Below are 26,576 nucleotides of genomic sequence, written 5' to 3' on the forward strand. Positions count from 1 at the left end.
GGCATAATTAGTTTCTCTTTTGACTTGTGCTATCCTTTTTTATCGGCGACTGATCGGTGTCTTTTTGCGTTACCGCTTCGGCCTCTCTTTTGTCTACTTCCTGCAACTTCGCTCTTGCAGCGGCTTTCATTTCAGGCAGCGGACTGTTGGTAATTACCGATTCTAATGTCGCTTTGGCCTGAAACAGCTCATTCAGCGCCAGGTAGTTGTCGGCAATGAGCAGAAATGACTTTCCTAACCAATAGTCATACACTGCATATGACTTATTGAGGCCGAATAACGTTTCAAGCGAACGCTTGTACTCTTTTTGCCTGTACTGAATCAATCCTATGTAATATTGCGACTCAGCCGCATTTATGTCCTTGGCGGCATTTACGACGGCCAAAAACTCATCTAGGGCAGCGCCATATTGATTACGCTCGAAAGCGATTTTGCCCATATAAGTGCCGGCTTTGTTCTGTGCATTGAACGCCACCTTGTCGTCGCCCAGGATTCTCTCCGCATACACCTGAGATGAGTCGAGGGAATTGGCGGCAAAATGAGACTCCATCAGGCCTTCCCTGGCAGTGTATAAATCCCGCTTGCTATCCGACGACGCCCGAAGCTTGTGCCAGTATTTGATGGCCACGGGATAGTTTTTATTGCTGTACTCCAAGGCACCAATCCGCTGGTATACCTTGGCCGGCGACACTGTTTGCATGTCGCCGATCAGCTGATAATACGCCTCCAATGCCGGTGCTGTTTGATTGAGCCTGTAATAGCTCTCTCCCACGTAATAAAGTGCCTCCGCAGCATTGATACTTTGAGGGTACGACACCCTGTAGGCTCTTAAAGCACTGATCGCTTCAGTATACCTCTGTTCAAAGTAGAGGTTTCTGCCCCTTTCGTATTCAACACTTTCTAATGCTTTGTCATCGGGATTGGCTTTCTTATAAAGGGCGATGTATTGATCAACTTCATTTGATTTGCCCATCAGTGCCAATACCTCCTGTAGCCCTAGTAAAGCACTATTGGCCAAAGTATGCTGCGGGTATTCTTCCAGCACTTTCTTATAGTCGTTAGCTGAGGCAGGGTACTCCTTCAGGTTGTAGCTGCTTGATGCCCGGCGCACCAACGCATAGGGAATAAACCCACTGTTAGGATATTTGCTAATCACACTGGTGAAGCCCGCTTTGGCCCTGGCGTAGTCTCCTGCTTCAAAGTCGAGCTGCGCCGACTGGAACGTGGCGTCGTCGGCATAGCGGGAATTAGGGAAAGCCTTTGTCACCTGATCAAGCTCTCTCTTTGCATCTTCTCGCCTATTCTGAAAACCAAGAATCACCCCCCGCTGATAGAGCAAGTAGTCCCTTTCCTTAAATCCATTGGAGCCTGCCTGCTGGTAGAAGGTCAGGGCTTCATCGTATTTCTTTTGAGCGTAAAGGCAGTCTGCCAGCCTCACCTCAGCATCACGGTTATTGTCGGGCCGGCGGTTGTTCACATAAGCCTTGAAATAGGTGGCGGCCTCAGGGTATCTGTTCAGGTTAAAAAGGGCATAGCCCATGCCATAGTTGGCTTTGTGGACGGTTAAGGAATTGCTCCTCCGCCCCTTTTGCAGTGCCATCGTGTAGCTGCCAATGGCGTCTTCATATTTTTTTCCTGTCGAGAAGGCCTCTCCTTTCCAGAACCATGCATCAATTTCCAATTCCGGGTCTAAGGGGTAGCGCAGCGAGTTGTCGAACATCTGCACCGACTCATAGAATTTACCACTGTTGAACAACTGAGTGGCATTGAGAAAGGCTGCTTTTTGATAGGCCTTTTTTATCCGCTGACTTCCCAGGCCCACTTTCTCGAAATAGGCCAGCGCCCTATCGTAGTTGCTGGAGTTGACGTAGGCCTCGGCTATCATGTCTTGTGCATCGCCCTTGTCAGACGACTGAGGATATTCCCGCATGTATTTTTCCAGTACCGGAATGGCCTGCTCGTAGTTGCCCAGATCCATGTGTACCTGCGCCAGCTTAAACATGGCTCTTTCCTTTACCTTCTCGTCGTATTCAGTGTCGGCAGCTTGCTGGTAGGCACTTACTGCAAACGACTTATTGCCCTCCATTATATAGAGATCACCCAGGTAATAAGACGCAGCCTGCCCAATTTCATCTTTCTCAAGAGCCACGTATTTAAAGTTCTCTATTGCTTTGGCAGGCTGTTTTGCCTGCATATAGCTGTAGGATATCCGAAAAAGCACCGGCGCTACAGGCTTCTTGCGCATCGGCTTCATGTACTGCTCGTAATAAGGCAAAGCTTTTGCGTAGTCTTTTTGCTCGTAGTAAGCTTCGGCAGCATACAAGGCAATCTGATCAACATTCTTTGCTTCCTTCGTGCCCGTCAGGTAAGGCCTCGTATAGCTAATCAGCTCTTTAAAATCATTTTTGCGGTACAGTGTGGCGGCTACCAACTCAGGAACAATCGTTTCATAGCCGTCGCTTTCGCCTGCCACCCTAAGGTCGGCCAGGGCATTGTCGTATTGCTTAAGCTGGAAGTAGATATAGCCTGCGTAGTAATGGGCTGGCGCTTTATATTCTCCATCTGACTTCTTCACCAAATTAAAATGCGGCAAGGCTTCTTCAAACTTCTTCAGGGTGAAGAGCGAAAAACCCCAATGGAAGTAAAACTCAGGTCTTTCGACTGCGGGGAGGCGCTCAGGTTTGGCTTTGGCATAAAACTCTGCTGCCTTGCTATAGTTTTCCTGTCGGTAATAGAAGTTACCAACCTCGTAGTAACCGGTAAGCGCCCTTGGATGGTTCGGATATTCTGTCAGAAACCTCTCGAAAAGCCCCTCTGCATCGGCATGCTGTAGTGAAAGGCCGCAAAAGGCCTGGAAATAGAGCGCATCGGCCACATTCGAACCATTCGGGTCTGCCTTTAAATAGGCCTCAAATGATTTTCGGGCTGCCGCAAACTTGTTTTGATTGAACAAGCCCACCCCTTGCTGGTAAAAATTGCCTTCACGGGAGTCGCTGATAGATGTTTGGGCCAACAGGAGCTCGAAGCTACCTGCTAACATCATTGCCATCAATATTAGAATACCTTTCCTTATCTGTTTGATCACTTGAAAGTAGGTTTAACCCCTTGAACGATTTAATGCATCAACTTGTATACCAATTCTTTCATTAAATCCTCTTCACTTATAGAATTGCTGGTAACGCCCTTTACCTGAAGGTCAGCATTTTTCAGCAAATGGATGTTGCGAATAACCATCATAGCGCTGTAATTCCTGGCTGCCACCTTGTACTCTTTCACAAAGAACGGAGAAACTCCTATTTTTCGTGCAAGTTCGTCGTCCGACGCCTGGTTATTTTTGTGCAGCAACAGCAACTTGGTGAAATAAGTAAACAGAATCACCAGAAGAGGGATAACAGGATGGCTCTTCGTGTTGGCTCCAAAATACTGTACTATTTGAAAGGCCTTTTTATGGTCTTTCATGCCAATGGCCTTCTGGAGCTCAAATTCGTTAAAATCCTTGCTGATGCCGACAAACCGCTGTATATGATGCTCGTCGACCACCGTATCGCCTGGCAGGTTTACCTTCACTTTCTTCAGCTCGTTATGTATCCTTTCCAGGTTGTTACCAATATGCTCAGAAAGCATATACACGGCCTTTTCACTCAACTTTAGCTGAAGGTCGGCGGCAAATACCTTGATCCACTCTGGCACTTTGTTGTCGTAAATCCTTTTCTCAGCCAGCACCACGCAGGCTTTCTCCAGTTCCTTGGCCAGCTTTTTCCGGGCATCAATTGTTTTGTATTTGTAACAGAACACAAGCACTGTGCTTATGTTGGGCTTCTCCAGATAAGCTGTGAGGGCTTTTTCGCCTTCCTCCCTATTCAAATCGGCAATATCCTGGGCTTCTTTCACAAGCACCACCCGGCGCTCGGCCATCATTGGAAACTGCCTGGCGTGGTTTAGAATATCTATGATCTTATTTTCCTTGCCGTAGAGAACTGTTTGGTTAAAACCCTTCAGCCCCTCATCAAGGGCGTGCTGCTCAATATAGTCGGCTATAGAATCAATAAAGAAGGGTTCTTCTCCCTGGAGCCAATAGATGGGAGCATAAGTATTGGATTTTACGTCTTTGAGAATTTCGTGATAGCCTTTAGGCATGAAAAGCGGATTGATTTATTCGGCTGCTAAGATAGTTACTTCGAACAAAAGTGAAGACTGCCCTTTCAGGATTATCTCCATTTCGACCATAAAAGGTAAGATTTGCTTCGAACTTCCATTTTATCTCTAAAAATGTATGAGAGATGCGAAAAATTACACTCATGGAAAAAGCATTTAATGGTACTCAACAGCCAATACTTGCTCTATTTCAGCGCCAGCCGATTTCTATTTGGCAAGAATCACGTAAAACCTTACACCGATAATGGTTCACTTTAAATGAACAAATACCCTGGCCCGGCGCTGCGTACATTTGAATTATCAAAAAAACAAAAACTTTACAGCTATGAGAATTCAACACAGATTTGCCGACTTCAATCACCTGGGATTAATGATCGTTGAAATGTTCAGAGGAAAAAGAAAGAGGAATCACTCCATCTAAAAAAATGTTTCGGCGACTATTCCGGCTGCTCCGTCCAGACGAAACACCAATTGGTCGTATTTCATCCATCAACAGTTTAGTAAATCTTACTTTTGCAAAAAAAAAGAAATCATGAGAGTAAAATCAGCAATCAAAGACTTAAATCATTTGGGTATGGTGATCGTAGAAATCTTCAAAGGAAAGAAGAAGACGGTCTCCAAATAATAATTCTCTAAAAGTACAAACAGAAATATTTTGTACTTTTAAAAGAGAACCTTCTCGAAAACTCACCTACGGGACGTCGTGCAGATACAGATCATAACAAAAGTAACCGAAGCCGACAAGTTGCTTGATGCTGTAGTGTATGATAACTTGGAGTTTTTTGAGTTAAACCTAGAAATTGAAGATATTTAAGAGTGAGGACCATTTGGCTATATGAATAGTCATATGGCTTGTGGCAAAATTTATAGTTTGAAAAAAAGTAGCATTAAATTTTGCAGACAAAGATTACAATTTGCGATTATTACGCAGTAAATTGTTCATCTGAACAAGTTCACTCTAAAACGACAGACTAATGAATGTTAGAAAACACCTGAGTGCCCTGATAGGACTTGCACTTGTTGACCATGACTTTTCTGATAATGAGAAGCATTTAATACTGTCTATTGGGAAGGCACACAAAATAAGTGAGAGAGAGATAGAGGAGTTGATTCTGCGTCCGGAAAAGGTAGATATGGACTCGTTAAATGACGACCAGAAATTTGAGCTGCTTTATGATTTGGTGTTGTTGATGAAAGTTGACAGAGAGGTATATTACAGTGAGATTAACTATTGCCAGGAAATTGCTACAAGGCTTGGTTTTGACAAAGCGGTAATCGCTGAGCTCTCTTCGAAAATATATTCTGATCCAGCCATAACCTCTGACAAAGCGCATTTAAGACAGAAAGTTCTTGCGTTTAAGAAAGTATAACGGAATGGAAAACGTTAAATAGGAGGCTCACCTGGTGAGCCTTTTTTTATGCCTTCAGCAGCATAATAGTTTCGGCCACCAGCGCATCTTTTTCGCTTCCTTCTAACTCCAGATTATTCTTGGTGAATAGTTTGACACCAGAGGATCCTGCCTCTATTTTCAACAGTTTTGTCCTCAGCCTTACCCTGGCATTTACAGGCACCGGAGCAAGAAACCTGATCTTCTCACTGCCATAGTTAATCGCCATAGTTGCCAGTTTGAAACTAACAAGCTCTGCTTTGAGCCTTGGAAGAAGGGATAGCAGGAAGAAACCATGAACGATAGTGGTGCCGAAGCCTGAGGCAGCGGCCCTGGCAGTATCCACATGAATCCACTGGTGGTCACCGGTAGCATCGGCAAATGCATTGATCATACCCTGGTCTATTTTCAGCCACTCAGAAGTTCCTATCCCCTGCCCCACCAGGGCCTCCATTTGCTCCATACTGGTAATCTCGATCATTAGTTCTTCTTTGAATTGATTTTTCTTAACAGCAGAAAAATGGGGAATCCGGCTAACAAAAACAAAGTACTCACCAGAGCCGCTATCGGGTTTTCCAAAAGAGCATTAAAAGAAACGATGAGGAGAAAAAGTATGAACACTGCCGGAATGACCGGATATAGTGGCACCTTGAATCCATTGTACGACTCGTCTTTCATCTTTTTCCGGAGCACAAAAATGGCAGCCGCCGCCGTGGCGAGTATCAGCGTGTCGTTGAACATCACCAGGTTAATGATCTGATCGAACTTGCCCTGCGTAATAATAAAGAACAGCACCAACCCTGTAAATATCGACAGAGCAAACTCCTGTACCTGTGTTTTAGGGTTGACTTTCATAAACAGCCGGGGTACGGCATCGTCCTGTGCCATGGCGTGGTAGGCCCTGGGTAGCTGCATCAGGGTGGCATTGATGAAACCCAGCACCGAAATAAAGATGGTGACAGACACGATCCTTCTTCCCGCTTCGCCGAACACCACCTCAGCCATGTCGGCAGCGATAAGGTTGGCAGATTTAACGCCTTCAAAGCCCAACACGGCCACGTACCCTACGTTAATGGACAAATATAGAAAGAAGATAATGGCCACTCCCCCTATCACTGCCCTCGGAAAATTCTTTCTGGGGTTGATCACGTCGCCCCCCATATTCATGATCGACTGATAGCCGCCACAGGTATAGAACACGGAGATCAGGGCGATGCCTATGCCTGCGAAATTGAATGCAGAAGGCTCTGCTTTAACAGCAACCTGTGCCACTTCCGGTGCAAGAAGCCCCAAAAGGCTAAAAAGCAAGATCATCACAATCTTGATCACGGTGATTGCGTTCAATACCCTGGCCCCCATCTTAAGTCCAGCAAAATTGATGAGAAACAAGAGCAGGATGATCATTCCGGCAAGCCACTGAAGGCCAGTTTCGCCCTGAAAGAAGCCGAGAGGAATAAAAGGTTGGATGTATTCTGAGCCAAGTATAGCCACCGCAGCCATGCCCGCTCCCTGCACCAATATGATCCCAATCCAGTTGAGCATAAAAGCCAACGCCGGATGAAAGCTCTCAGACACGATCTTGTAGTATCCACCAGCCATGGGCTTCCGACAACCAATTTCCGCATAGGTCAGGCCCCCGAAAAGAGCAATAACACCGCCTATTACCCATGCGAGAAAGAAAGCAGACTCTGAGCCTGCCGCATTGGCTACCAGAGAGGGTGTACGGAAAATACCTATTCCTATCACCAGGCTAACCACTATCATGGTGGTGTCGAACAAACCGAGTTTCGGCTCTATGTCGTTGATCTTATCTTTCATCGCTGCCGAAAATAGGTATTTCGCAGCAACAAATTGTACACTGCCCAATCAAAGGCATGATTCGACTTTAAATGGAGCGAATTCATGCCACGGCTGTATTATTTAGTTATCTTCCCCTAAAAAGATATCTAATGACTATTCAGGAAAAATTCAGGCTCGATGGAAAAGTAGCTGTGATTACCGGGGCCAGCAAAGGTATCGGGGAGGCCATGGCTGTAGCGCTGGGGCAGGCCGGAGCCAAAGTGGTGGTAAGCAGCCGCAAGCAAGACGCAGTGAAAGAGGTGGCCGAAAAACTAGCGGCTGAAGGCATTGAAGCGATAGGCGTAGCTGCCAATGCCGGAGAAAAGGGTGACCTGGAGAACTTGCTGAAGGCGACGGAAAAGGCATTTGGTGGCGTCGACATTGTCATTAACAACGCAGCCACAAATCCGGTGTTTGGCCCTGTAGTGCAAACAGATGAAGCCGCCTTTGACAAAATCATGCAGGTGAACGTGAAAGGGCCTTTTATGCTAAGCAAGCTGGCTTTTCCGATCATGAAACAACGTGGCGGCGGCTCTATTATCAACATCAGTAGTATTGAAGGCCTCAGCCCCGAGCCATTCATGGGCATGTATGCTGTAAGCAAGGCCGCACTGATTTCGCTCACAAAGGTGTTTGCCCGGGAATGGGGCACAGCTGGCATCAGGGCCAATGTCATTTGTCCGGGGCTGATCCAAACCAAGTTCAGTCAGGGCCTTTGGGCCAACGAGACCATTCTCAACAAGATAGTAAAAGAGCTGCCGATTGCCAGGATAGGTCAAACAGATGAAATGGCTGGGCTGGCATTGTACCTCGCATCGGAAGCTTCCAGCTATACCACTGGTGGCGTGTTTGTGGCCGACGGCGGGTATACTATTTAACATCAGTTCGTTATAAGAATATTGAAATAGAAAATGCAAAAATTTGGAAAAACACTAGTTTTGCGGTTCGCATCTGATTTTTGAAATAGACATATATGGGAAGAGCATTTGAATTCAGGAAAGCCAGAAAATTCAAAAGGTGGGGCCAAATGGCTAAAACATTCACCAGAATAGGCAAAGACATCGTTATTGCTGTAAAAGCGAGCGGCCCCGATCCCAGCACAAACTCCAGGCTTCGTGCCCTGATACAAAATGCCAAGGCCGCCAACATGCCCAAAGACAACATCGACAGGGCGATTAAAAGGGCGATTTCCAAAGAGGAAAAAGATTACAAAGAGGTGGTTTACGAGGGCTATGGCCCCTACGGTGTGGCGATAGTGGTGGAAACTGCCACCGACAACCCCACCAGAACCGTGGCTAACGTAAGGCATGCTTTCACTAAATACGGTGGCTCGCTGGGCACCAGTGGCTGCCTCGATTTCCTTTTTGACAGAAAAAGCGTTTTCAAAATTGTGACGCCTGAAAACGTTGACCTGGAAGAGCTGGAACTGGAAATGATAGACCTGGGCGTGGAAGAAGTGGAAGCCGAAGAGGAAAACGTGGTGCTGTATGGCACTTTCGAATCATATGGCGCTATTCAGCACTACCTGGAAGAAAAGGGATATGAAATAGTGAACTCCGAGTTTGAGCGCATTCCGGTCGACACCAAAGAGCTTACTGAAGAGCAAGAAGCCGAAGTTCAAAAGATTTTTGAAAAGTTCGATGAAGACGACGATGTGCAGAACTATTTTCATAATATGAAATAGCCGCTACTCATATAAAATAAAGAAAGGCCCGGGTTCGGGCCTTTCTTGTTTTAGTGCACTTGTACAGCCTTAAAAAGCCAACCCTAGTTAATATCTTCTCCCTTTTCCAGCTTGGCAATGCCCGCAGTAAGCGCATCTTTGTTGGGCTGGTCAGGAGCATTGGCTAATGCCAGCTTAGCGTATTTAAGCGCCGATTTGTAGTTGCCCACAGCGGAATATCCACGAGCCAATCCGAAGTTTACCGGCCAGGTTTTTGGGTTCTTTTTAGCATTGAACTGGAACACCTCCAGGGCCTTTTGCTTTTCTCCCTGAGCGATCAGCTGACGACCGTAGGCATGCACCTGGAAAACACTTGCCGTTGGGTGATTGATGGCCTTGTCCATGATCTTGGCAGCCTCTTCCTTTTTGCCCAGCGCCGTTAACACACCTGCCTTGGTGGACAACGTGGTGAAGTTCTCTTCGCCAATAAAGGAGTTGGTTGAAGCCGCTTCCGCCCAGGTAAGGGCCTCCTGCAAATTGATGTTTTTCGATAAGCAAAACTGCACTGCAGCTACCCTGTTTTGCCAGTTGAAACCTTGAGCGTCCTCCATCTCGTTTCTTATTTTGGCCAGATATAAGTCATTCATATTTGGCACCGATATTTTGAAAGGCACCATCAGCTCTTCCCAGTACAGCGCTGCCACAGTAAACTCGGGCTGCCTGTCGATGAACTCGTAGCTTAACCACTCATGGTAAGGAGCCTCCTTTGGCTGCACTTCCACCCTCAGGGCGTCGTCTTTGGCATCGTAGAAATAGCTTCCCCAGGCTGTAGAGTTGTTGGAAAGGATAAGTGTCCATGGCTTGTCTTTCTCGATAATCATATGAAGCCCGTAGGTACCTGCCTTTATCGCTTTTCCCTCTACTTCCATGTCGTGAGAAAACGTAATTGTTGTATTCTGGTTGGCTCCGGCCCTCCATGGTGAGGCCGTAGCTGTGCCAAAGCCAAGGTAATTCATTCCATAAGGCTCAAGCTGGCCCCATATTTTACCTCTCCTGTCGGCTCCGTTAGGAGCAGTAACGTCAGGGCTATTGTAGTTGATGGTCACAGAGGCAATGGAGCCTATGTACTGCGTAACAATTGATTTTTGGTTGTCGCCGCTGGGAGGCAATGTGATTCCCTGTGCAAAGAGACCGGCGACACATAAAAATACAAGGGCGATAGACAAGCCCAACTTTCTTGTAGAGTTGTTCATAGAATGTTTGTTTGTTGTAAAAAAAAGCTTTTTGACGGTCGGTCACCAAAACTGAATCCCTTCTAGAGAAGAGGAACACAAATCAATAACGTAAGCTACGGTTGTGGGGTTCGTCCTATTTCTCCACCCAATGTCAGCATGATAAAATAGAACGTAGGATTAACATCCCTGGCTAATTATGCCCTTATGTTAGCGGACAAAATGAAACATTTCAGCTCGTTGCGTGCCGACCACATCACCTCAGGTCCTGCCCGGGTCGTTTCCCTGTAATGCCTTTGTAATAGGTCATGATCCGTTCCATATCCTCCTCCATGTCGCCGGGCATGAAAGGCTGAAGCATTTCCACCCTTCTTCGCTTAAAGTCAAAGCTTACCACTACAATCGGGATATTGGCGGCTTTGGCAATCCTCCAAAACCCTGTTTTAAGCTTGTCCACCTTCTTCCTTGTGCCTTCTGGAGCCAGCGCAATAGAGAATGCATCCTTTGAGTTAAACAGATCAACCACCGACTCGACAAGGCCGGCGGCATTGGTTCTATCGACAGGATAACCGCCCAGCAAGCGAAGGATTATGCTCAGGGGAAACCAGAAAAGCTCTTTTTTACCTAAATATTTTGTGTCCAGCCGAAAAATAGAGCGGGCAGCTACACCTACAAAAAAGTCCCAGAAGCTGGTATGAGGTGCCACTATAATGATGAATTTTTTATCCGTGGGCTTCGTACCCACTGCTTCCCAGCCCAAAAGCCAAAACAGAAATCTAAAAACCGCTCTCATCAGGTCAGCTGTTGTTTATATTCTCAAGATACATCCTGTTTCAATTTCGACAACACAGATTTGTTGGAAAGAAGATCGGAGGCATAATCGTAACCCACCTGAAAAATTTGTTTGGCTTTTCTAAAGTCGAACACGTGAAAGTTTTTTAGCTCTGTCGGCTCAATGAACAAATCGCATTTGGGCTTTCTTGCCGCCACATTCTCGTTGATGGCAAGCAGCAGGCTACGTTCCATCAGGCGCCGCATATTGCGCCCCTGGTATTGATCAGAAATAGGATTGCAATGAACGCCGACGATTCTGTCGACATTGCCTAATAATGGCTCCACGGGCAGGTTGTTTACCACGCCCCCATCCATGTACAGCTCATTGTCAATGGCCATGGGCTCGTACACCACTGGAATGCAGCATGAGGCCAGCACGGGACGCATCAACTCCCCTGCTGAAAACACCCGTATTTTACCTGTCCGCACGTTAGTAGCGGACACGTAAAAAGGTGTTTCCAGGTCAGCAAAAGCTGCGTCTCCAAAATAGGGTTTGATGATCGATTCCACGCTGCCAATTTTAAACAACCCCCTGACATTGATGGCAGGCATGAGGAACTTGTACACACTGGTTTTGGTGAAGATTTCCAGGGCCTCGTCTGGAGAATAGCCTTTGGCCAGGAACACACCAGCCACGGCACCTGCCGAAGTGCCCGAAATCACGTCAAAATGAATGCCTTTTTCCAACATCGCTTTCACTACCCCAAGATGGGCAATACCCCTTGCGCCACCCCCCGATAAAGCCAAACCTGTTTTCATGTGTATAAAATTTGTTTTTCAGCGGCCACCGGTTCGCCGGTGCGATGGAATAGCTGAACCCGTTTGGAATTGAATATTTCTCGTGTCAAAGGCATAGTCATCGTTCCACGCCGGTTTCGTCGGGCTTGGTACTCCTCATGGCTATTTCATGACACCTCCTTTAACAAAAAACCGGCACTAGGCCGGTATAGTTTTAACGAGATTGCTGATCCCTACTCCGATACCACACCCATTGCACAGAATTTGTCGATGCGGGAGCTAATTCTTTCTTCAGCAGACATCTTTTGAAGCTTTTTCAGCTCCGCAAAAATCACTTTCTTGATTTCAGCTGCCGTCGCCTTCATGTCGGTATGCGCACCGCCAAGGGGCTCTTTGATAATGCCATCCACTAGTTTTACCGACATCATGTCTTTTGCCGTTAGTTTCAATGCATCAGCGGCTTGCTCTTTATAGTCCCATGTGCGCCAGAGAATAGCAGAGCAGTTTTCCGGCGAAATCACGGAATACCACGAGTTTTCCAGCATCAGTACTTTGTCCCCGATACCAATGCCCAGCGCTCCGCCAGAGGCTCCCTCACCAATCACAATGCAGATAACAGGCACTTTTAGCGTCATCATTTCTTTCAGGTTCCTGGCAATGGCTTCTCCCTGTCCTCTCTCTTCAGCTTCCAGGCCAGGAAAGGCACCGGGGGTATCGATAAAGGTAATGATGGGTACGTTGAATTTTTCCGCCGTCTTCATCAGCCTGAGTGCCTTGCGGTAGCCATCAGGATTGGCCATACCGAAGTTTCTCATCTGGCGCTGCTTGGTATTGCGGCCTTTTTGCTGACCTATGAACATGACCGATTGCCCATCCATTTCGCCCAGACCACCTATCATGGCTTTGTCATCGCTCACGGCTCTGTCTCCGTGCAATTCTATAAATTCATTCGTTATTTCGTAGATATAGTCAAGTGTGTAGGGACGGTCAGGATGTCTCGACAGCTGAACTCTTTGCCACCTGGTCAAATTGGTAAACGTCTCTTCTTTCAATTTAATGATCTTGTCTTCGAGCTTGTGAACTGCGTCCGTCACATCAACCCCATTGTCAGAAGCCAACCTCTTCATTTCGTTCAGCTTCGCCTCTAAATCTACTATGGGTTTTTCAAATTCTAAATGCATCGCCTAGTGGTTTTATGCTACAAATTTAGGATTAAATTCTTAACTACTCGCAACTGTATGATAAACCTAATTAACGACAATATATCGAAACAAGTGCGTTGTTTGGAACTGAATGATAGCGAGGCAATTAGCTATGAAGGATGTGACTCTACTTGCGTCTCAGTAATTTCTTAACCCTTCGCACCAACTCCTTGGGGACAATTGGCTTGGCCAAAAACTCAGTAATTTCACGATCAAACCCTTCCAGTACAGTATTCTCGTCAGTATTCGACGACAAGATAATGACGGGTGTGCGTCGGCCCAGGTCATTTCGAATGTAGGTGATGAGCTCCAGCCCCGAAAAAAAGGGCATCTGAATGTCCGTAATAATAAGGTCGTAGGGCGTTTCAATAATCATTTTCCGTGCCACCTTCCCATCCGCAGCAATATCACATGATGTGTATCCCGCCCTGGCTAGCTTGAACTTTGTCAGCGTTGAGACTGCCTCATTGTCTTCGCAAATCAATATTCTGGCTTCATTCATAACCTGACTAAAAAGTAATGCTGCTTCGGTAGAGGCCAAACTGGATATTGTCACCGGTCATTGCATAACTCTCCCACTTTCTTCATCGTCCGTCAAGATACAAAGCGTGATATATACTTCCTATTCCTGTATCAATTCTTTCTTTTGAAGAGAAAAACAACATTCAATGACCAAAATATGTGTTAGCAGCAATTTTACAGCAATTAAAAACATGCTAAGCATATAAAACAATTCAACGGTGCTTTTACATAAACATTATTTAATTGCACTTAAACTGATCGACTTACCCTAATAATGTTTCGGAAAGCAATCCCCATAAAAGATGTAGATTCAATATGTTTCAATTCCCCCCGTCTCTGTTAGGCGACCGTGGCTCAGGCCATGTCATCGGCTCGCCTGACCGGGGACTGAGGTGAAGCACTGCCTTCTCCCTGGATGTTCTTTCTGGATCTTCACTGGCTTTATAGGCCAGAATTGCCGTCAGGATGGCGTTATTGCGCACATCGTCAAACACGATCTTGTCGTAGGTGTCCAGATTCGTGTGCCATGTATAGTTGCCATAGCTCCAGCTCAGGGAGCTGAGCGAAAAGCCCGGAGCACCTGCTGCTACAAAAGAAGCGTAATCGGAACCGCCACCGCCGGGAGTGCCCGGAAAGGTAGTTTCAATCTCACTCTTAAACTGCTTAGGCACAGCCTCTAACCAGCGGGTGACGTAGTCATACGAATGGAGGAAGCCTTGTCCGGAAATATTTACAACTCTGCCAGTACCATTGTCCTGGTTGAAAAGGGCCTGCAGGTTTTCAACGATATCGGGATGATCTTCTACAAATGCCCTTGAGCCGTTCAATCCCTGCTCTTCGCTGCCCCAGTGACCGATAATGATGGTACGCTTAGGATTAGGATACACTTTTTTAAGGATGCGGGCAGCTTCCATCATGGTGAGGGTGCCCGTGCCATTGTCGGTGGCACCTGTGCCGCCGTCCCACGAGTCGAAGTGGGCAGAAAGCATCACATATTCGTTGGGAAGCTCAGTGCCGGGTATGGTGGCGATGGTATTGAATGTAGGTACGGTGCCCAGGTCTTTAGATTCGGCCACCACTTTGATTACAGGCGAATCGCCATTTTCAACCATGCGGTAGAGCATGCCGTAGTCTTCGAGCGACAAATCCACTACCGGAATGGCCTTGGTGTTGGCGCCAAAAATTTTGTTGGCGCCAAAGCCTTTCGACCACCTCGACTGCACAATGCCCACAGCGCCAGCAGCCTCTAAGGCTTCATTGATGTTGCGGGTAGTGTAGCCAGTATTTTTCATGTTTTGATTCCACTTGTCTGTCTGCGCTTCCCGCTCCTTCTTCATTTTCTCGAATGACTCTTCAGTAGCAAACTCTTCCCAGTTATAATCGGGGCGACCTGTGGGTTCGAGCATCGACACCATGACAAATTTGCCTTTCACACCGGGCAGCCATTTCGTGAAAGCCTCGGCATCTGCCACTTCTGGCAAGGTCACGAGCCCTGCAGTAGTCCCTTTCTTGGGTGTGGCCGGACTCCAGGCCAGCTGCGTGCCGTGCAGCGTCGCCACCCTTGGCGATACCATATCGATATGTGTAATGCCTCTCTCCCAGCCTTTCCATTTGCCCCACTCCTCATTTTCGGCACTAATGCCCCAGCCAGCATAGGTTTTTACAGCCCAGTCGTTAGCGGCTTTCATTTGTGGTGTGCCCACCAGGCGTGGCCCTATTACGTCCATCAACTGATGGCCCAACACTTCGAGTTGAGAATTGTCGGTGCCCTCAGCCACGATTTTATCTACGATGGCATCATCTTGTGCAACGGCCACCCGGGCCACTAAAATGGATAGCAGAAATGCCAGCTGGAATATCTTCTTCATAAGTTGAATGGTAATCGGTTGAAACCAGGATTAATGAGGTGCTAAAGTATCGGATTTTCAACCTGGAAGAAGCCTGTTTTGATGAGTGGTGGTCTGTTAGTTTGACGCCTCATTTGCAGGGGTGCTGAGCAAAGGAACCGGGACAAACCTGGCCAGGCACTCCCGAGTGGGGCGATTGCCAACGCCGGTGCTAGCTGTCGGAATTTTCTTCGTTTTCCTTTTTGGCGCTTGCCTGACCAAGTGCGGCACCCATGGCAATACCCAACGCAAGCCATAAACCCACTTTGTCAGTAACCACACCTATTGCAGTGCCAATGGCTATACCCAGGGCTATCCCTGTAGAAAGTCGGCTATGCTTTTTCATGAGTTTGCAATTTTACACTGTTGTTACACCACATGCTTCACCTGGTTTCTCAGGAGGTTTGTATAGAAAAGGTACAAAAAAAGCCCTTCCAGGCAAAGCGAAACACCAGCGGTCACCTATTCATACCGCAGGCTCTCCACCGGACTGGCTTTCGATAGCCTGATGGTTTGCCAAAGCACGGTGGCCATAGCAACCGTTAAAACCACCACCGCCACACCGGCAAATATCCACCAGCTTAGCTCCACTCTGTACGCAAAGTTGTCCAGCCACATGCTCATCAGGTACCACACAAAAGGAGTCGCCAGCACAAAGGCCACAGCCACCGATTTCAAAAAGGAAAGGTTCAGCAGCCAAAACACCTGCTCGAAGCCCGCACCGCTTACTTTTCGTATGCCTACTTCTTTGGTTCTTCGCCTGGTCTCGTGAAAAGCAAAAGTAAACAAGCCAATGGACGACAGCACCAAAGCCACCACACTGAAGGTCAGGTAAATGCTGCTCAGGCGCTTTTCGGCAGCATACTGAGCATCTATTTTATTTTCCATCGTTTCGAAGGTGAAGATGCCACCTGGGTTCACTTCCCTGTAAAGATCACCTAAAAAAGTAACGACTTCGTCCATGTGCCCCTCCTCTACCCTTACAAGCACATCCATGTCCTGGTAAATGGAATAAGAAAGAATCAACGGCCTGATCTTGTGAGAAAGGTGCTGGTAGTGGTAGTCCTTCACCACACCTATGATGGTGTAATCCACTTGATTGGACGACCTGGTGTTGGTGGTCAGCTTTACGTGACTGATATCGTCAATACCCCAGTACGCTTTGGCGGCTTCATTAATGACCAGCTTGTTGTCATTGTTGTTGTCGAGCGTATCAGAAAAAAACCGGCCCTCTACCAGCTCCATCCCAAACACGTCGTCGTAGTGTGGATCGGCGGGCATGGTATACACAGGCGTATATTCATTGCCATCGCTGGCAATTTTCCACGAGCTTTCAAACGCCATGTCGATAGGAATCGTACCCTGCGACACGGTACGAATGCCGGGGTGGTTATTCAACTGATGGAGCACATAGTCATGCTGCCGCATCATTCGTTCCATCGCCACGCTGTCCTGTGCCTGATTGGGCATCATTTCGAAGAAATCTGTTTGAACAATATTGTGCTGATACAGCCCGGTGTCTTTGTTGAGCATGTAGCCCAATTGTAAAAACACTACGGTAGTGGCTACCAGCAGCAAGATAGTGATGGCATATTGTAGTGTAGTAAGTATCCGCTGCAGGCGAGGAATCTTCAGGCTGAGTTTGCCGGCGATGGCCTGCGACGTTTTAAGCCGATACACCTGCACAAACGACACCAGCCACGATACCAACACAATACCGCCCATTACTGTGAACATGCTCACCATATCAAATGATGGGGTGCTGTCAAGATCGAGCTCCAGCAAGCCCACATAGTAAGGAAACAGCCACTGATACAGCAAAAAGGCAAACCCGCCACCAGCAATGAGGTAGATGAACCGGCTGACTGCAATTTCCAGCCCGACATCGAAACGGGAGGCACCAATGATGTACTTGACCCCTATTTTTTGTACCAAAGTAAGCTGAAGGCTTGTTTGCAGGTTGACAAAACTAACCAGGGTAATCAGCAGCAGCACAAGCGCTACACCTTCCATGGTTTGGTTATTGGTTCGGTTGCCATATTTGGCGAACGGCGGAATTTCCACCGACCGGTCGAGGTAAATGGATTTCAGCGGAAAAGACGACAACACACTCTCGGGAAACCGGGTGCTTTCGGCTTTCGCCACGGCCATATCGTCGTCGAAAGTGGCCTGGTCAAAAAAGGCATCGCTGAGGATAAGGTTTTGCGGCATGCGCCTCCAAAACCGGCTCGATTGGCGGGGCACCAGAAAGTCGAAGGAAATGGAACTATTGGATGGAATCTTTTCCACCAGGCCTGCGACTTTATAGGTGCCTGTTTGGTCGCATTTAATATCGACGACCTGCCCCATCGGGTCTTCTTTGCCAAATACCCTGCTGGCGAAGGCTTTGGTGATCACGATACTCTGCGGATCATTCAGCACGTCACGTTCACCCCTGGTGAGCTCAAAATCGAAAAAGTCGAAGAACGTGCTGTCTACAATCAGTGCTTTGCCCCGATGATCCATACCCTTGCTCACAAGTTTGATTTCATCGGGCCGGTAGCTGTGTACTACCATGCTTTTCTCCACATGAGCAATTTCGGCGTAGTTGATATTAAACATACGCTGCACATCGAAGGCATTCCAATCAGTATCAGGGTTCAGTTTGCCCACCACCAGATGAATCCGATCTCCTTTCGAATGAAAATCGTCCATGGATTGCTCATTCCTTATCCAGGCATACACCAGTTGGAAGCAGACGACCCCAAATACCAGCGTGGCCAGACTCAAGCCCGACACCAGCTTATTTTTTGAATAACTGCGAAAGGCCATTCGAAGATTTGCTCTGAAAAGTCCGAAGAAACTGCTGTTTTGTCCCATGGGTAGTTTTTTGATCATTCTGGGCCTGAGAAATTGAAAGCTGTGGAACCAGTAAAGCAGGTGGCGCTTCCAGGCTGGTTGATGGCTGAGCAGCTCATAGTATTCGTACATGTCGCCCATGATCTCTTCCACAAGCTCTTCCCGACACAACGTGCTAAGCAACCATTCGGGCAATCTGGGTGGTTGTCTTCGTTTCATGCCTTTTATGATTTGTTGACGGCCAGCACAGGAATCTGCTGCCATAAGTTCATTTTCACATCCTTGCTCCTCTCCAGGGCCTTCAGTCCAGCCGCTGTCACGGTCAGTATCCGCTTGCGCCGTCCGCCCCTCTCCTCAGTAGCACCTCCATACTCCGACTCTATCAGGCCCTTGTCCTCCAGCCGGTTAACAGTGCCATGCACAGCGCCGATAGTGACTGAGCGCTGCGCCTGTTTGATGATCTCCTGCCGGATAGCCAAACCATAGGCGTCTTTCTCAAGCTTAAGAATGACCAGTAGTATCAACTCCTCCAATTCGCCCAAATGCTCTTTTGACATATTTTATCTATTTAATAGAACAAATATACGGGAGCTATTTTAATTTGTTCTATTAAATAGATGAAATGTTCGATAAACACCAAAAACCAACGCTAAACCAGCCACACAAAAGGCGCAACAGCCATAAAAAAAGCGGCATGACCTGCCGCTCTTCTATGTGTTTCCCAGCTACACGATGGTAGTTGATCACCATGCCATTTTTTGCTCTTCCTCCACCATGGAAATGTGATTCATTTCACCGTTTCGGTATTCCCTGTACAGCCGCCTGATGTCTTCCTCAGTGTCGGCAATGAATGGGCCATGAGAAACAATTTCATCGTTTTGCGGCTGCCCGGCATACAAAATTGCACGGGCACCCGTTTCACCTGCCTCCAACCGAAGCTGGCTGGTTCCCTCTTCTGAAAGCCTGTCTAACCACCCTACTTGATTCGTTTTAAGCTGCCTGGCTTCATTTCCTACAAGCACATTTCCATCAATAACATACAGAAAGGCCGTGTAAGAGGCTGGAATGTCTTGCACGGTGGTAGCACCTGGTTGCAGGGTGATGCCTGCCAAAATGAATGGCGTATAATTTTTGATCGGAGATGTTAAACCGGCCAACGATCCGCTGTAAAGCCTAAGTACCAGCCCCTCTTCGCTTTTGGTCGGCACATGCTCCAGGGCAATATCTTGTACCCTCGGCAAGGCCTGCCTGTCTTTCTTAGGAAGGTTAAGCCACAATTGCAGGATCCTCATTTTGGCTTCCTTGTCAATGGTTTCGGTATGCACAATGCCACTTCCTGCCGTCATAATTTGCAGGTCACCAGCTTTCATGAAGTGCTTCTCATCACCCATTTCTCCTTCCAGCATAAGTGTCACCGTTTCAAAACCGGCATGTGGATGTGGCCCGCCAACGGGAATATTGTCCTTTTTGTCAAGCATATCGTCCATTAGCATGATAAATGGATCGCTATCCGGATAAGGAACTTGTATCACAGCCCTTGCAATGTGACCTGGCCCGAGAAATCCCTGCTGGTCGGCAGGTGTGTAGGTTTTTCCTAGTTTTCTATGTAAGCTCATCATTTGAATTTTTAGTTAATTATTGTCTCCCTGGTGTACTACAATCATTAACGCAGGTTGGCCGGATTATTTACAATACTATACTTTGGTATAGCACTATCGAAAAGGTGAGTAATGGGATTGAAAACTGGAAGAGTGGCAATGACCGGTCAGTTTGGGTTGGCGTCTATTAATTCGGAGCAATAAACACCCTCTGCCGATTATTGGGGAGCCCGCACATTATTGCCTGTTTTCCTACACTAAACTCCATCTCTTACGAAATCTTAATAAGAAGCAACGCCCTACCAGGCGGGTGGGCGAAAAATGGTGGCTGGGTGCGGGCTCTTGGCTTGTGCGTTAATTTTTCGTTGACTTTTCGGTCGCTCGGCGAACCGCCGCCGAAGCGGTTTACTTTTTGTCCCATCCGGGAACGGCAAGAAAAACGGTCCGCCGATGCGGTAACAGCCAGCCCGGCTTGAGGGCAAAAGCCAACCTTTAGTGGAACAGATATTAAGAAATGTGCAGAAACCTTGAGAGAAAATCTATCCTAGTCGCCGTTCTAGCCCGTTCTGGAGCAAGGCACCCATAGTACGCAAATCCACGATTTGGCTTCGGAACAGGCAGATTGCTTCAGTCGCTGGAATGAGTTATTAACATTCGATATAACCTGGCTTCCTCAATTACCGGTGAGTTTGGGTTAGCGTATATAAACTCGGAGCGTGAACCACTCCCCTTCTCAACCCCGCCTCTCCGCCAGCACCTTCTGCGGATTATCCGCCCAAAAGGCCATGATGGTCAGGGTGAAGTACACCGCAAAGCACAGCCAGCCGCTCACATTGTATGTACCGAAGTACGACAACGACCGGCTGAACAGCATTGGCCCCAGGGCACTACCGAAAACAATCATCATCATGGCCTGCCCGCTGATAGCCCCCAGATGAGCTCGCCCATAATACCGTGGCCAGGTGACAGTGGCCAATACGGCGTAGAGACCAGTCATGAACCCATTGCCGATAATGATCAGGTAGTAGCCCCAGCTGGTAGTACCCAGGAAGATCACCCCAAGGATGCCCAGGCAGGCTCCCCCTCCTTTGAAGTACAGCAGGTATTTGAGCGGAATATGGTCGCTGACGCTGCTCGCCACCAGCGTAACGACCACGGCGATGATGGCCACCGGCTGGAAGATGGTGATGGCCATGGTGTCGGGCAGCCCGGCCTCGGCAAAAACGGACATGACATGAAAAGTGAAGCCCGTAAAATACAAAGCCTGCATGGCCATCATGAGGGCAAAGACCCAGAAAGGAAAATTGCGGATGGCTTCAGCGGCGTTAAACTCTTTGATCACCGGGAAAAGGATCTTTTTCTTTTTGGCAGAAGTGGCAACCTCCTCCCCCGGCGAGCGGCCGTCAGGTAGCAGGCCGCTGTCTTCAGGACGGTTCCTGAAAAACACAATGATCACGACGGGGAACAGCAAGCCGACCAGCAACGCCATCACCATCCAGGCACCTTCCCAGGTGTAGGCTTCGATAAGGGTGAAGAGGAACAGCGGAGAGATTGAAAAGGCCAGCGACACAAAGACGCTACTAAACCCGGTGGCAAATCCACGGCGCTGATCGAACCACTGGATCATCATATTGCGGGACACGATGGTGAGGACTCCCTGCCCGAAAAAGCGGAGCAGCAGAAAGGTGGCAAACAACGTGATGACGATGGCGGTAGTGGCCTGTGCAGCTATCCAGCCCGACAGCAGGCTGTCGATATTACTCAGCCAAATAAGAATTAACCCCAACCCAACTGCGGCAGCCACTGCTGTAGGGCGCACGCCGAGGCGGTCGTACAGCCGACCTGCCCAGGGCAGCATAAAGGAACTGCCTATGGTGCCCAGCATGTAAGCGAAGCTCAGCTCATCCCGGCTGATATGGAGGCTGCCCAGCAGCGAGTCGGTAAATACCGACACGCCCATGGTTTGACCAGGGATGCTCATGATGATGCCCAGCGACCCCCAGATGAGTACCATCCATCCGTAAAAAAAGGGCCACTTCCCGGGATGAAATGGAAAATTCGCCCACTCTCGTCTTTTCATAGCAAGGTGTGAAGGTAATAAACTTTGGAGGGGGTTGGGGTGGTAAATTAGGCTAACCTCTTTCAGTCACAACAAGGCAACTCTGCAAATTAAGATTACTTAATTTTCCTCTTTATTTTTCCAGGATGCTGGCTTGTATGGAACACCATAACAATGATCACCTCCGTTTCCGTCACCTCATAAATGAGCTTGTAACTCCACTTGCTAGCCGATCTATAATTTTCAGGTTCGTTGATCAGGTTTCGCTCTCTTGCATATTTTTCTGGAAAGGTTCCTAAACTTTTGGCAAGTGACAGCAATGCCTTTCTAACCTTATGAGCGGCTGACGTAGAATCTTCTTTTATGTATTCATAAATATCCCGTAACGAGTCAACTGCTTGACTATCCCACCTAACAGGCAGACGGTTTTTCTTTACCAATTTTCCGATTCTTTTTCCAAGTCTTCCTGGGAAGTGTATTCTCCAGACTTTACCCGTTTGGAAGCCTCCCGTGCCCGTTGAACAAGTTTTGACTTAGTAATTGCTTCCCCTTTTGTTGTATACCCTACGATGGGATCACTAGCCACTGGAAGTGCCTTTTCAATGATTTTCAGGTAAGCGTGAAGCAATTCTTCATCCTCGATACTGTCAATTAGATGATGAAGTGATTCCCTGACTGTTGCAGTTGCCATAACCATGTCTTTTTACAAATAAACAATTTTTTGCTTTCAAATCGAATTTCGAATGAGGTAAGTCCGATCATCACATCAGTCAGTCAAAACGATTAATGAGGTCACTCTGCCACAAAGCAGATGGTGACCTCATTAATTTGGTGTTAGCCAATACAGTTGCGGAGCACCAACGTCCCCTGCCGGTTATTGCTGCCTGCCCGACTTTCGGCGGGAGGAACTCCTCTCCTGATTGTGTGACCCCTTCAGTGACGTGGCAATCTGCTCGTTAGAATTACTGCTGCGTAACAGGCAGATTGTTTCAGTCGTTGGAGTCCGCTAATCACAATTGACAATTACTTAGCTCCCTCAACAACGGTCAAATTGGGAACCCGGGTTATTAGGGACGAAGGAATCTTGGCCATATTACGCCACTTTTTTGTTATTTTGCTCAAATGCAGAGAGGCGGAGCTATTTATATCTTGACCAATAAAAACAAAACCACTCTCTATGTTGGTGTAACCTCCGACCTGATTTCAAGACTAGCAGAGCACAAAATGATGAAGCATCCCAATAGCTTCACAGCAAGGTATAAACTGGAATTTCTCGTTTACTATGAGCTCTTTCATTCAATAGAAGAGGCAATTGCCAGAGAGAAGCAGCTCAAAGGCGGGTCGAGAATGAAGAAAGAGGAATTGATTAACAACTTCAATCCCGGTTGGAAAGATTTGAGCGATGAGTTAAACAGCTGGTAGTCCGAAACAACAAACACCCCCCGCACGTCATTGCGCCTGTCCGACTGCTGGCGGGAGAGAGCAGGACAATGGCTCTCTATATGAACAATCGTTATGCGAATGCGGCAATCTTTGCCATTAGAACCACGCTCCGATTCAGCAAAGATTGCTTCGTCACTTTGTATGTGGTGCGCACAATGTAAACCAATACTCGTTCCTCGCAATGACGGTCAAGTAAGTGTTAGCGTTTATTATGTCGGAGCAATAAACATCATTTTTACGTCATTGCGAGAAGCTCGTCAATTCATTGATTGTGTGCAAGAATTGTGTAGCGACGAAGCAATCTTGGTCGTTAGAAATGGCGCTCCGAAATGAGCAAGATTGCTTCGTCACTTTGGATGTGGTGCACATAATGTGAAAGCCAGCAGTTCCTCGCAATGACGGTCAAGGAAGTGTTAGCGTCATTTACCCCTACATCACCTCTATCTTCTCCGGCGTTTGATCGGCCGTGCTGAAAGGCGTGTGGTAGTAACGCTTACCTGTCGCTTTGTAAAGAGCGCTGGCCAACGCCCCTATTGCTGGAGGCAAACCTGGCTCGCCCAGTCCCGTCGGCTTGATCTCGTTCTCCACAAAGAACACCTCAATCTCCTCCGGCGCCTGGCTGTGCCTGATCAGCTGGTAGGTATTGAAGTTCTTGTGCACCGACGCCCCGTTCTCGAACGTCAGCTCGCTGTAGAGCGCATGGCCAATGCCATCGACCACGCCTCCCTGAATGATATTGACGGCGCCCTCTTTGTTGATCAAAATACCGCAATCCACAGCGCACCACACCTTTTTCACCTTGGGCTGGTTGTTCTCCATCACCACGTCCATGACCTGGGCCACGTAGGAGTTGTGGCAGAAGTAGGCAGCCACTCCACGGAACACGCCGGGCGTTTCCACACCCCAGTTGGCCTTTTCTTTCACAAGCTTCAGCACACCAGCATAGCGCTCGGCATCGTATTCGTATTTTTCTCCTACCGGATTGGCAATGGCCTTGTCAAACAGTTCCAACCGGAAGTCAATCGGATCCTTACCTGCCAGCTCAGCCACCTCGTCGAGGAAGGACTGCTCCGCCCCTGCTGTAAAATGCGACCTCGGCGCCCGCCAGGCTCCCGTAGAAATGTTCGTCGATGAGCCAATGCTTTCAGCGGTGTAATTCGGCACTGAGCCCGCAGGGAACCTGTTGGGGAAAACCGGGCCTTCTGGCAGCCCCGCCCCTCTCACCGAAAAGGCAATCAGGTTGTTGTTTTCGTCGAGGCCTGCTTTATACGTCGACCGGTAGGCTGGTCGATACGTGCCCTGGGTCATGTCGTCTTCCCGGGTATAAATCATCTTGATCGGCACTCCCATTTTCTTGGAGATCGCTGCCGCTTCCACCCCAAAGTGCACATACAGCCTGCGGCCAAAGCCACCGCCTATGCGGGTCATTTGCACTGAGATCTTCTCTGCAGGCATGCCCAGCAGCTTGGCCACTGAGTCTTCCAGCGCCTTCGGCGTTTGGGTAGGCCCTGCCAGCTCCGCTCCATCGGCCGTCACGTTGGCGTAGAAGTTCATGGGCTCCATGGTAGCATGAGCAAGGAAGGGCGACGTATACGTTCGCTCGATCACTTTGGCAGCCGAGGCAAAGGCAGCCTCCGTGTCACCGTCTTTTCTGTTGCCGCCTACTTCGCCGTCTTTCAGCGTGTCCTTCAGGCGCTGCACATGCATGGCCGTGTTTTCTGGCTCCGTCACTGTTTCCCAGTTGGCTTTGAGCGCCTTCTTGGCCTTCATCAGCTGCCAGGTGGAGTCGCCCACAATGGCAATCAGGTTATTGAAGGCATTCACATCCGACCAGGCTGGCTCCGGTATGGTGGTGTCGATGATGAAAGCGTCCCTCACGCCATCCATCGCCTTGATTTCGTCCATGTTGAAGTCTTTCACCTTCATACCAAATGCAGGAGGGTGCTCGATCATGGCCAGCAGCATGCCTTCTTTTTTGAAGTCGATGCCGAACAGCGGTTTGCCCGTCACTATCTTGGGGCCTTCCACGTTCTTCTGGGCGGTGCCCAGCAGCTTGTAGTCCTTGGGTTCCTTCAGCGCTATTTCTTCGGGCACTTCAATGCCCACCGCCTTTGAAGCGATTTCGCCGTATCCTATCGTTCTCGTTCCCTTGATTTCTTTGATGATTCCATTGCTGGCGGTCAGGTCTTCCACCTTTACGCCCCACTCTTTGGCGGCGGCTTCCAGCAGCATCCTGCGGCCAGTGGCTCCGGCCATGCGCAGGGCATCCCAGCCCAGCATAATGGAAAGGCTTCCTCCCGCAAACTGTGGATTTTTAAAAGCATCCTCATCGAGCATGCCTTGCTCCACCACCACATGGTCCCAGGCTACGTCCAGCTCCTCCGCCACTATCATGGGCATGGAGGTCATCACGTTCTGGCCTATCTCCGGATTGGGGTTGAAAATGGTCACCAGGCCTGTATCGCCTATTTTGATGTAGCCGTTGATTTTGAACCACTCGTTGGGCACGGCCACAAGGGGCTCCGACACCGGCGAGCACCGGGTGAGCCAACTAAAACCGATCATCAGTCCACCACCGGCGGCTGCCGAGGTCTTCAGAAATGATCTTCTGCCAAATTTCGTCCTTATTAAAGTCATAAGCTGATGGTTTTAGAGTGTTGAGGCAGTTTTCACGGCGGCTTTGATCCGAACATAGGTGCCGCAGCGGCAGATGTTGCCATTCATGGCCGATTCAATTTCTTCATCGGTGGGCTTCGGGTTGGAAGCCAGCAGCGCTGAGGCTGTCATGATCTGGCCCGCCTGGCAGTAGCCGCATTGGGGCACGTCGTGCTGCAGCCATGCTTGCTGCACCGGATGGTCTCCGTTTTCGGAAAGGCCTTCAATGGTGGTGATTTTGTTGTCGCCTACGGCCGACACAGGCAGCTGGCACGAGCGGGTGGCGGCGCCATTCACGTGGATGGTGCAAGCGCCGCACTGGGCAATGCCGCAGCCGAACTTGGTGCCTACCAGGTCGAGATTGTCCCGCAGCACCCACAGCATGGGCGTAGCGGGGTCTACATCCACCTGCTTTTGTTGTCCGTTAATCGTTAGTTTGAAAATTGCCATCGGTAGTTTAGTTAGAGGGATAATGTTAAAGATAGCGTTATTTAGGTGGAAGTGAAAGTGAAATGTTGTTGTGG

General features: G+C 48.4%; 23 protein-coding genes. 4 read left to right on the top strand and 19 right to left on the bottom strand.

Going from position 1 to position 26,576, the window contains the following annotated elements; all coding sequences use genetic code 11:
- Nucleotides 1-7 precede the first annotated feature (7 nt).
- On the bottom strand, nucleotides 8-3,043 hold the full coding sequence (locus tag ACMVP2_RS26375; RefSeq protein ID WP_416865825.1) for a tetratricopeptide repeat protein: 3,036 nt from the start codon (nucleotides 3,041-3,043) through the stop codon (nucleotides 8-10).
- A 71-nt stretch (nucleotides 3,044-3,114) separates the two neighbouring features.
- Nucleotides 3,115-4,137 (bottom strand): DNA polymerase III subunit delta, encoded by a 1,023-nt coding sequence (holA, locus tag ACMVP2_RS26380; RefSeq protein WP_416865826.1) that lies wholly within the window; start codon nucleotides 4,135-4,137, stop codon nucleotides 3,115-3,117.
- Nucleotides 4,138-5,129: 992 nt separating this feature from the next.
- Between holA and ACMVP2_RS26385 the strand changes: the two genes are divergently transcribed.
- On the top strand, nucleotides 5,130-5,525 hold the full coding sequence (locus tag ACMVP2_RS26385) for a TerB family tellurite resistance protein (protein ID WP_317491882.1): 396 nt from the start codon (nucleotides 5,130-5,132) through the stop codon (nucleotides 5,523-5,525).
- A 46-nt stretch (nucleotides 5,526-5,571) separates the two neighbouring features.
- On the opposite strand, the gene ACMVP2_RS26390 is transcribed toward ACMVP2_RS26385, so the two are convergent.
- Together ACMVP2_RS26390 and ACMVP2_RS26395 are read right to left on the bottom strand one after the other, a co-directional pair.
- A complete protein-coding gene (locus tag ACMVP2_RS26390; protein WP_416865827.1) occupies nucleotides 5,572-6,024 on the bottom strand; it encodes a MaoC family dehydratase in 453 nt (150 codons plus the stop codon).
- Nucleotides 6,024-7,361 (bottom strand): APC family permease, encoded by a 1,338-nt coding sequence (locus ACMVP2_RS26395; RefSeq protein ID WP_416865828.1) that lies wholly within the window; start codon nucleotides 7,359-7,361, stop codon nucleotides 6,024-6,026. Before ACMVP2_RS26395 ends, ACMVP2_RS26390 begins: the two co-directional genes overlap by 1 nt.
- Before the next feature lie 131 nt (nucleotides 7,362-7,492).
- On the opposite strand from ACMVP2_RS26395, the gene ACMVP2_RS26400 reads away from it, so the two are divergent.
- Together ACMVP2_RS26400 and ACMVP2_RS26405 are read left to right on the top strand one after the other, a co-directional pair.
- Nucleotides 7,493-8,260 carry a glucose 1-dehydrogenase gene (locus ACMVP2_RS26400; protein ID WP_416865829.1) on the top strand — a complete coding sequence of 256 codons (768 nt, stop codon included), beginning with the start codon at nucleotides 7,493-7,495 and terminating at the stop codon, nucleotides 8,258-8,260.
- A gap of 95 nt (nucleotides 8,261-8,355) precedes the next feature.
- Complete coding sequence (locus ACMVP2_RS26405) at nucleotides 8,356-9,066, top strand: YebC/PmpR family DNA-binding transcriptional regulator (RefSeq protein WP_317491886.1); 711 nt, start codon at nucleotides 8,356-8,358, stop codon at nucleotides 9,064-9,066.
- An 83-nt stretch (nucleotides 9,067-9,149) separates the two neighbouring features.
- On the opposite strand, the gene ACMVP2_RS26410 is transcribed toward ACMVP2_RS26405, so the two are convergent.
- The 13 genes from ACMVP2_RS26410 to ACMVP2_RS26470 form a co-directional block, all read right to left on the bottom strand.
- Nucleotides 9,150-10,298, bottom strand: coding sequence for a DUF2911 domain-containing protein (locus ACMVP2_RS26410; protein WP_416865830.1), 1,149 nt, complete (start codon nucleotides 10,296-10,298; stop codon nucleotides 9,150-9,152).
- Between the two features lie 235 nt (nucleotides 10,299-10,533).
- Nucleotides 10,534-11,070 (bottom strand): 1-acyl-sn-glycerol-3-phosphate acyltransferase, encoded by a 537-nt coding sequence (locus ACMVP2_RS26415; RefSeq protein ID WP_416865831.1) that lies wholly within the window; start codon nucleotides 11,068-11,070, stop codon nucleotides 10,534-10,536.
- 23 nt (nucleotides 11,071-11,093) lie between these two features.
- Nucleotides 11,094-11,870: a patatin-like phospholipase family protein gene (locus ACMVP2_RS26420; RefSeq protein WP_339790507.1), complete on the bottom strand. Its 777-nt coding sequence runs from the start codon at nucleotides 11,868-11,870 to the stop codon at nucleotides 11,094-11,096.
- Nucleotides 11,871-12,082: 212 nt separating this feature from the next.
- On the bottom strand, nucleotides 12,083-13,030 hold the full coding sequence (locus tag ACMVP2_RS26425; RefSeq protein ID WP_317491890.1) for an acetyl-CoA carboxylase carboxyltransferase subunit alpha: 948 nt from the start codon (nucleotides 13,028-13,030) through the stop codon (nucleotides 12,083-12,085).
- 148 nt (nucleotides 13,031-13,178) lie between these two features.
- Entirely contained in the window at nucleotides 13,179-13,553 is a 375-nt protein-coding gene (locus ACMVP2_RS26430; protein WP_339790502.1) for a response regulator transcription factor, read from the bottom strand.
- 340 nt (nucleotides 13,554-13,893) lie between these two features.
- The gene (locus tag ACMVP2_RS26435) at nucleotides 13,894-15,441 is read right to left on the bottom strand and encodes a M20/M25/M40 family metallo-hydrolase (protein ID WP_416865832.1); all 1,548 of its coding nucleotides are present in this window, start codon (nucleotides 15,439-15,441) and stop codon (nucleotides 13,894-13,896) included.
- A 190-nt stretch (nucleotides 15,442-15,631) separates the two neighbouring features.
- Nucleotides 15,632-15,805 carry a hypothetical protein gene (locus ACMVP2_RS26440; protein ID WP_339790498.1) on the bottom strand — a complete coding sequence of 58 codons (174 nt, stop codon included), beginning with the start codon at nucleotides 15,803-15,805 and terminating at the stop codon, nucleotides 15,632-15,634.
- A gap of 116 nt (nucleotides 15,806-15,921) precedes the next feature.
- Nucleotides 15,922-18,516 (bottom strand): ABC transporter permease, encoded by a 2,595-nt coding sequence (locus tag ACMVP2_RS26445; protein WP_416865833.1) that lies wholly within the window; start codon nucleotides 18,514-18,516, stop codon nucleotides 15,922-15,924.
- Nucleotides 18,517-18,521: 5 nt separating this feature from the next.
- On the bottom strand, nucleotides 18,522-18,854 hold the full coding sequence (locus ACMVP2_RS26450) for a PadR family transcriptional regulator (RefSeq protein ID WP_317491894.1): 333 nt from the start codon (nucleotides 18,852-18,854) through the stop codon (nucleotides 18,522-18,524).
- 186 nt (nucleotides 18,855-19,040) lie between these two features.
- The gene (locus tag ACMVP2_RS26455; protein WP_416865834.1) at nucleotides 19,041-19,916 is read right to left on the bottom strand and encodes a pirin family protein; all 876 of its coding nucleotides are present in this window, start codon (nucleotides 19,914-19,916) and stop codon (nucleotides 19,041-19,043) included.
- Nucleotides 19,917-20,628: 712 nt separating this feature from the next.
- Nucleotides 20,629-21,975 carry an MFS transporter gene (locus ACMVP2_RS26460; RefSeq protein ID WP_416865835.1) on the bottom strand — a complete coding sequence of 449 codons (1,347 nt, stop codon included), beginning with the start codon at nucleotides 21,973-21,975 and terminating at the stop codon, nucleotides 20,629-20,631.
- A 95-nt stretch (nucleotides 21,976-22,070) separates the two neighbouring features.
- The gene (locus ACMVP2_RS26465) at nucleotides 22,071-22,394 is read right to left on the bottom strand and encodes a type II toxin-antitoxin system RelE/ParE family toxin (protein WP_416865836.1); all 324 of its coding nucleotides are present in this window, start codon (nucleotides 22,392-22,394) and stop codon (nucleotides 22,071-22,073) included.
- Nucleotides 22,388-22,645, bottom strand: coding sequence for a hypothetical protein (locus ACMVP2_RS26470; RefSeq protein WP_350078100.1), 258 nt, complete (start codon nucleotides 22,643-22,645; stop codon nucleotides 22,388-22,390). Before ACMVP2_RS26470 ends, ACMVP2_RS26465 begins: the two co-directional genes overlap by 7 nt.
- 431 nt (nucleotides 22,646-23,076) lie before the next feature.
- Between ACMVP2_RS26470 and ACMVP2_RS26475 the strand changes: the two genes are divergently transcribed.
- A complete protein-coding gene (locus ACMVP2_RS26475) occupies nucleotides 23,077-23,376 on the top strand; it encodes a GIY-YIG nuclease family protein (protein WP_416865837.1) in 300 nt (99 codons plus the stop codon).
- Between the two features lie 450 nt (nucleotides 23,377-23,826).
- Here the strand turns inward: ACMVP2_RS26475 and ACMVP2_RS26480 are convergent, their stop codons facing one another.
- Nucleotides 23,827-26,034: a molybdopterin cofactor-binding domain-containing protein gene (locus ACMVP2_RS26480; RefSeq protein WP_416865838.1), complete on the bottom strand. Its 2,208-nt coding sequence runs from the start codon at nucleotides 26,032-26,034 to the stop codon at nucleotides 23,827-23,829.
- 12 nt (nucleotides 26,035-26,046) lie between these two features.
- Nucleotides 26,047-26,502: a (2Fe-2S)-binding protein gene (locus ACMVP2_RS26485; protein ID WP_416865839.1), complete on the bottom strand. Its 456-nt coding sequence runs from the start codon at nucleotides 26,500-26,502 to the stop codon at nucleotides 26,047-26,049.
- Between the last annotated feature and the right edge of the window lie 74 nt (nucleotides 26,503-26,576).

It is taken from the genome of Imperialibacter sp. (assembly GCF_048007035.1).
GTDB lineage: Bacteria > Bacteroidota > Bacteroidia > Cytophagales > Cyclobacteriaceae > Imperialibacter.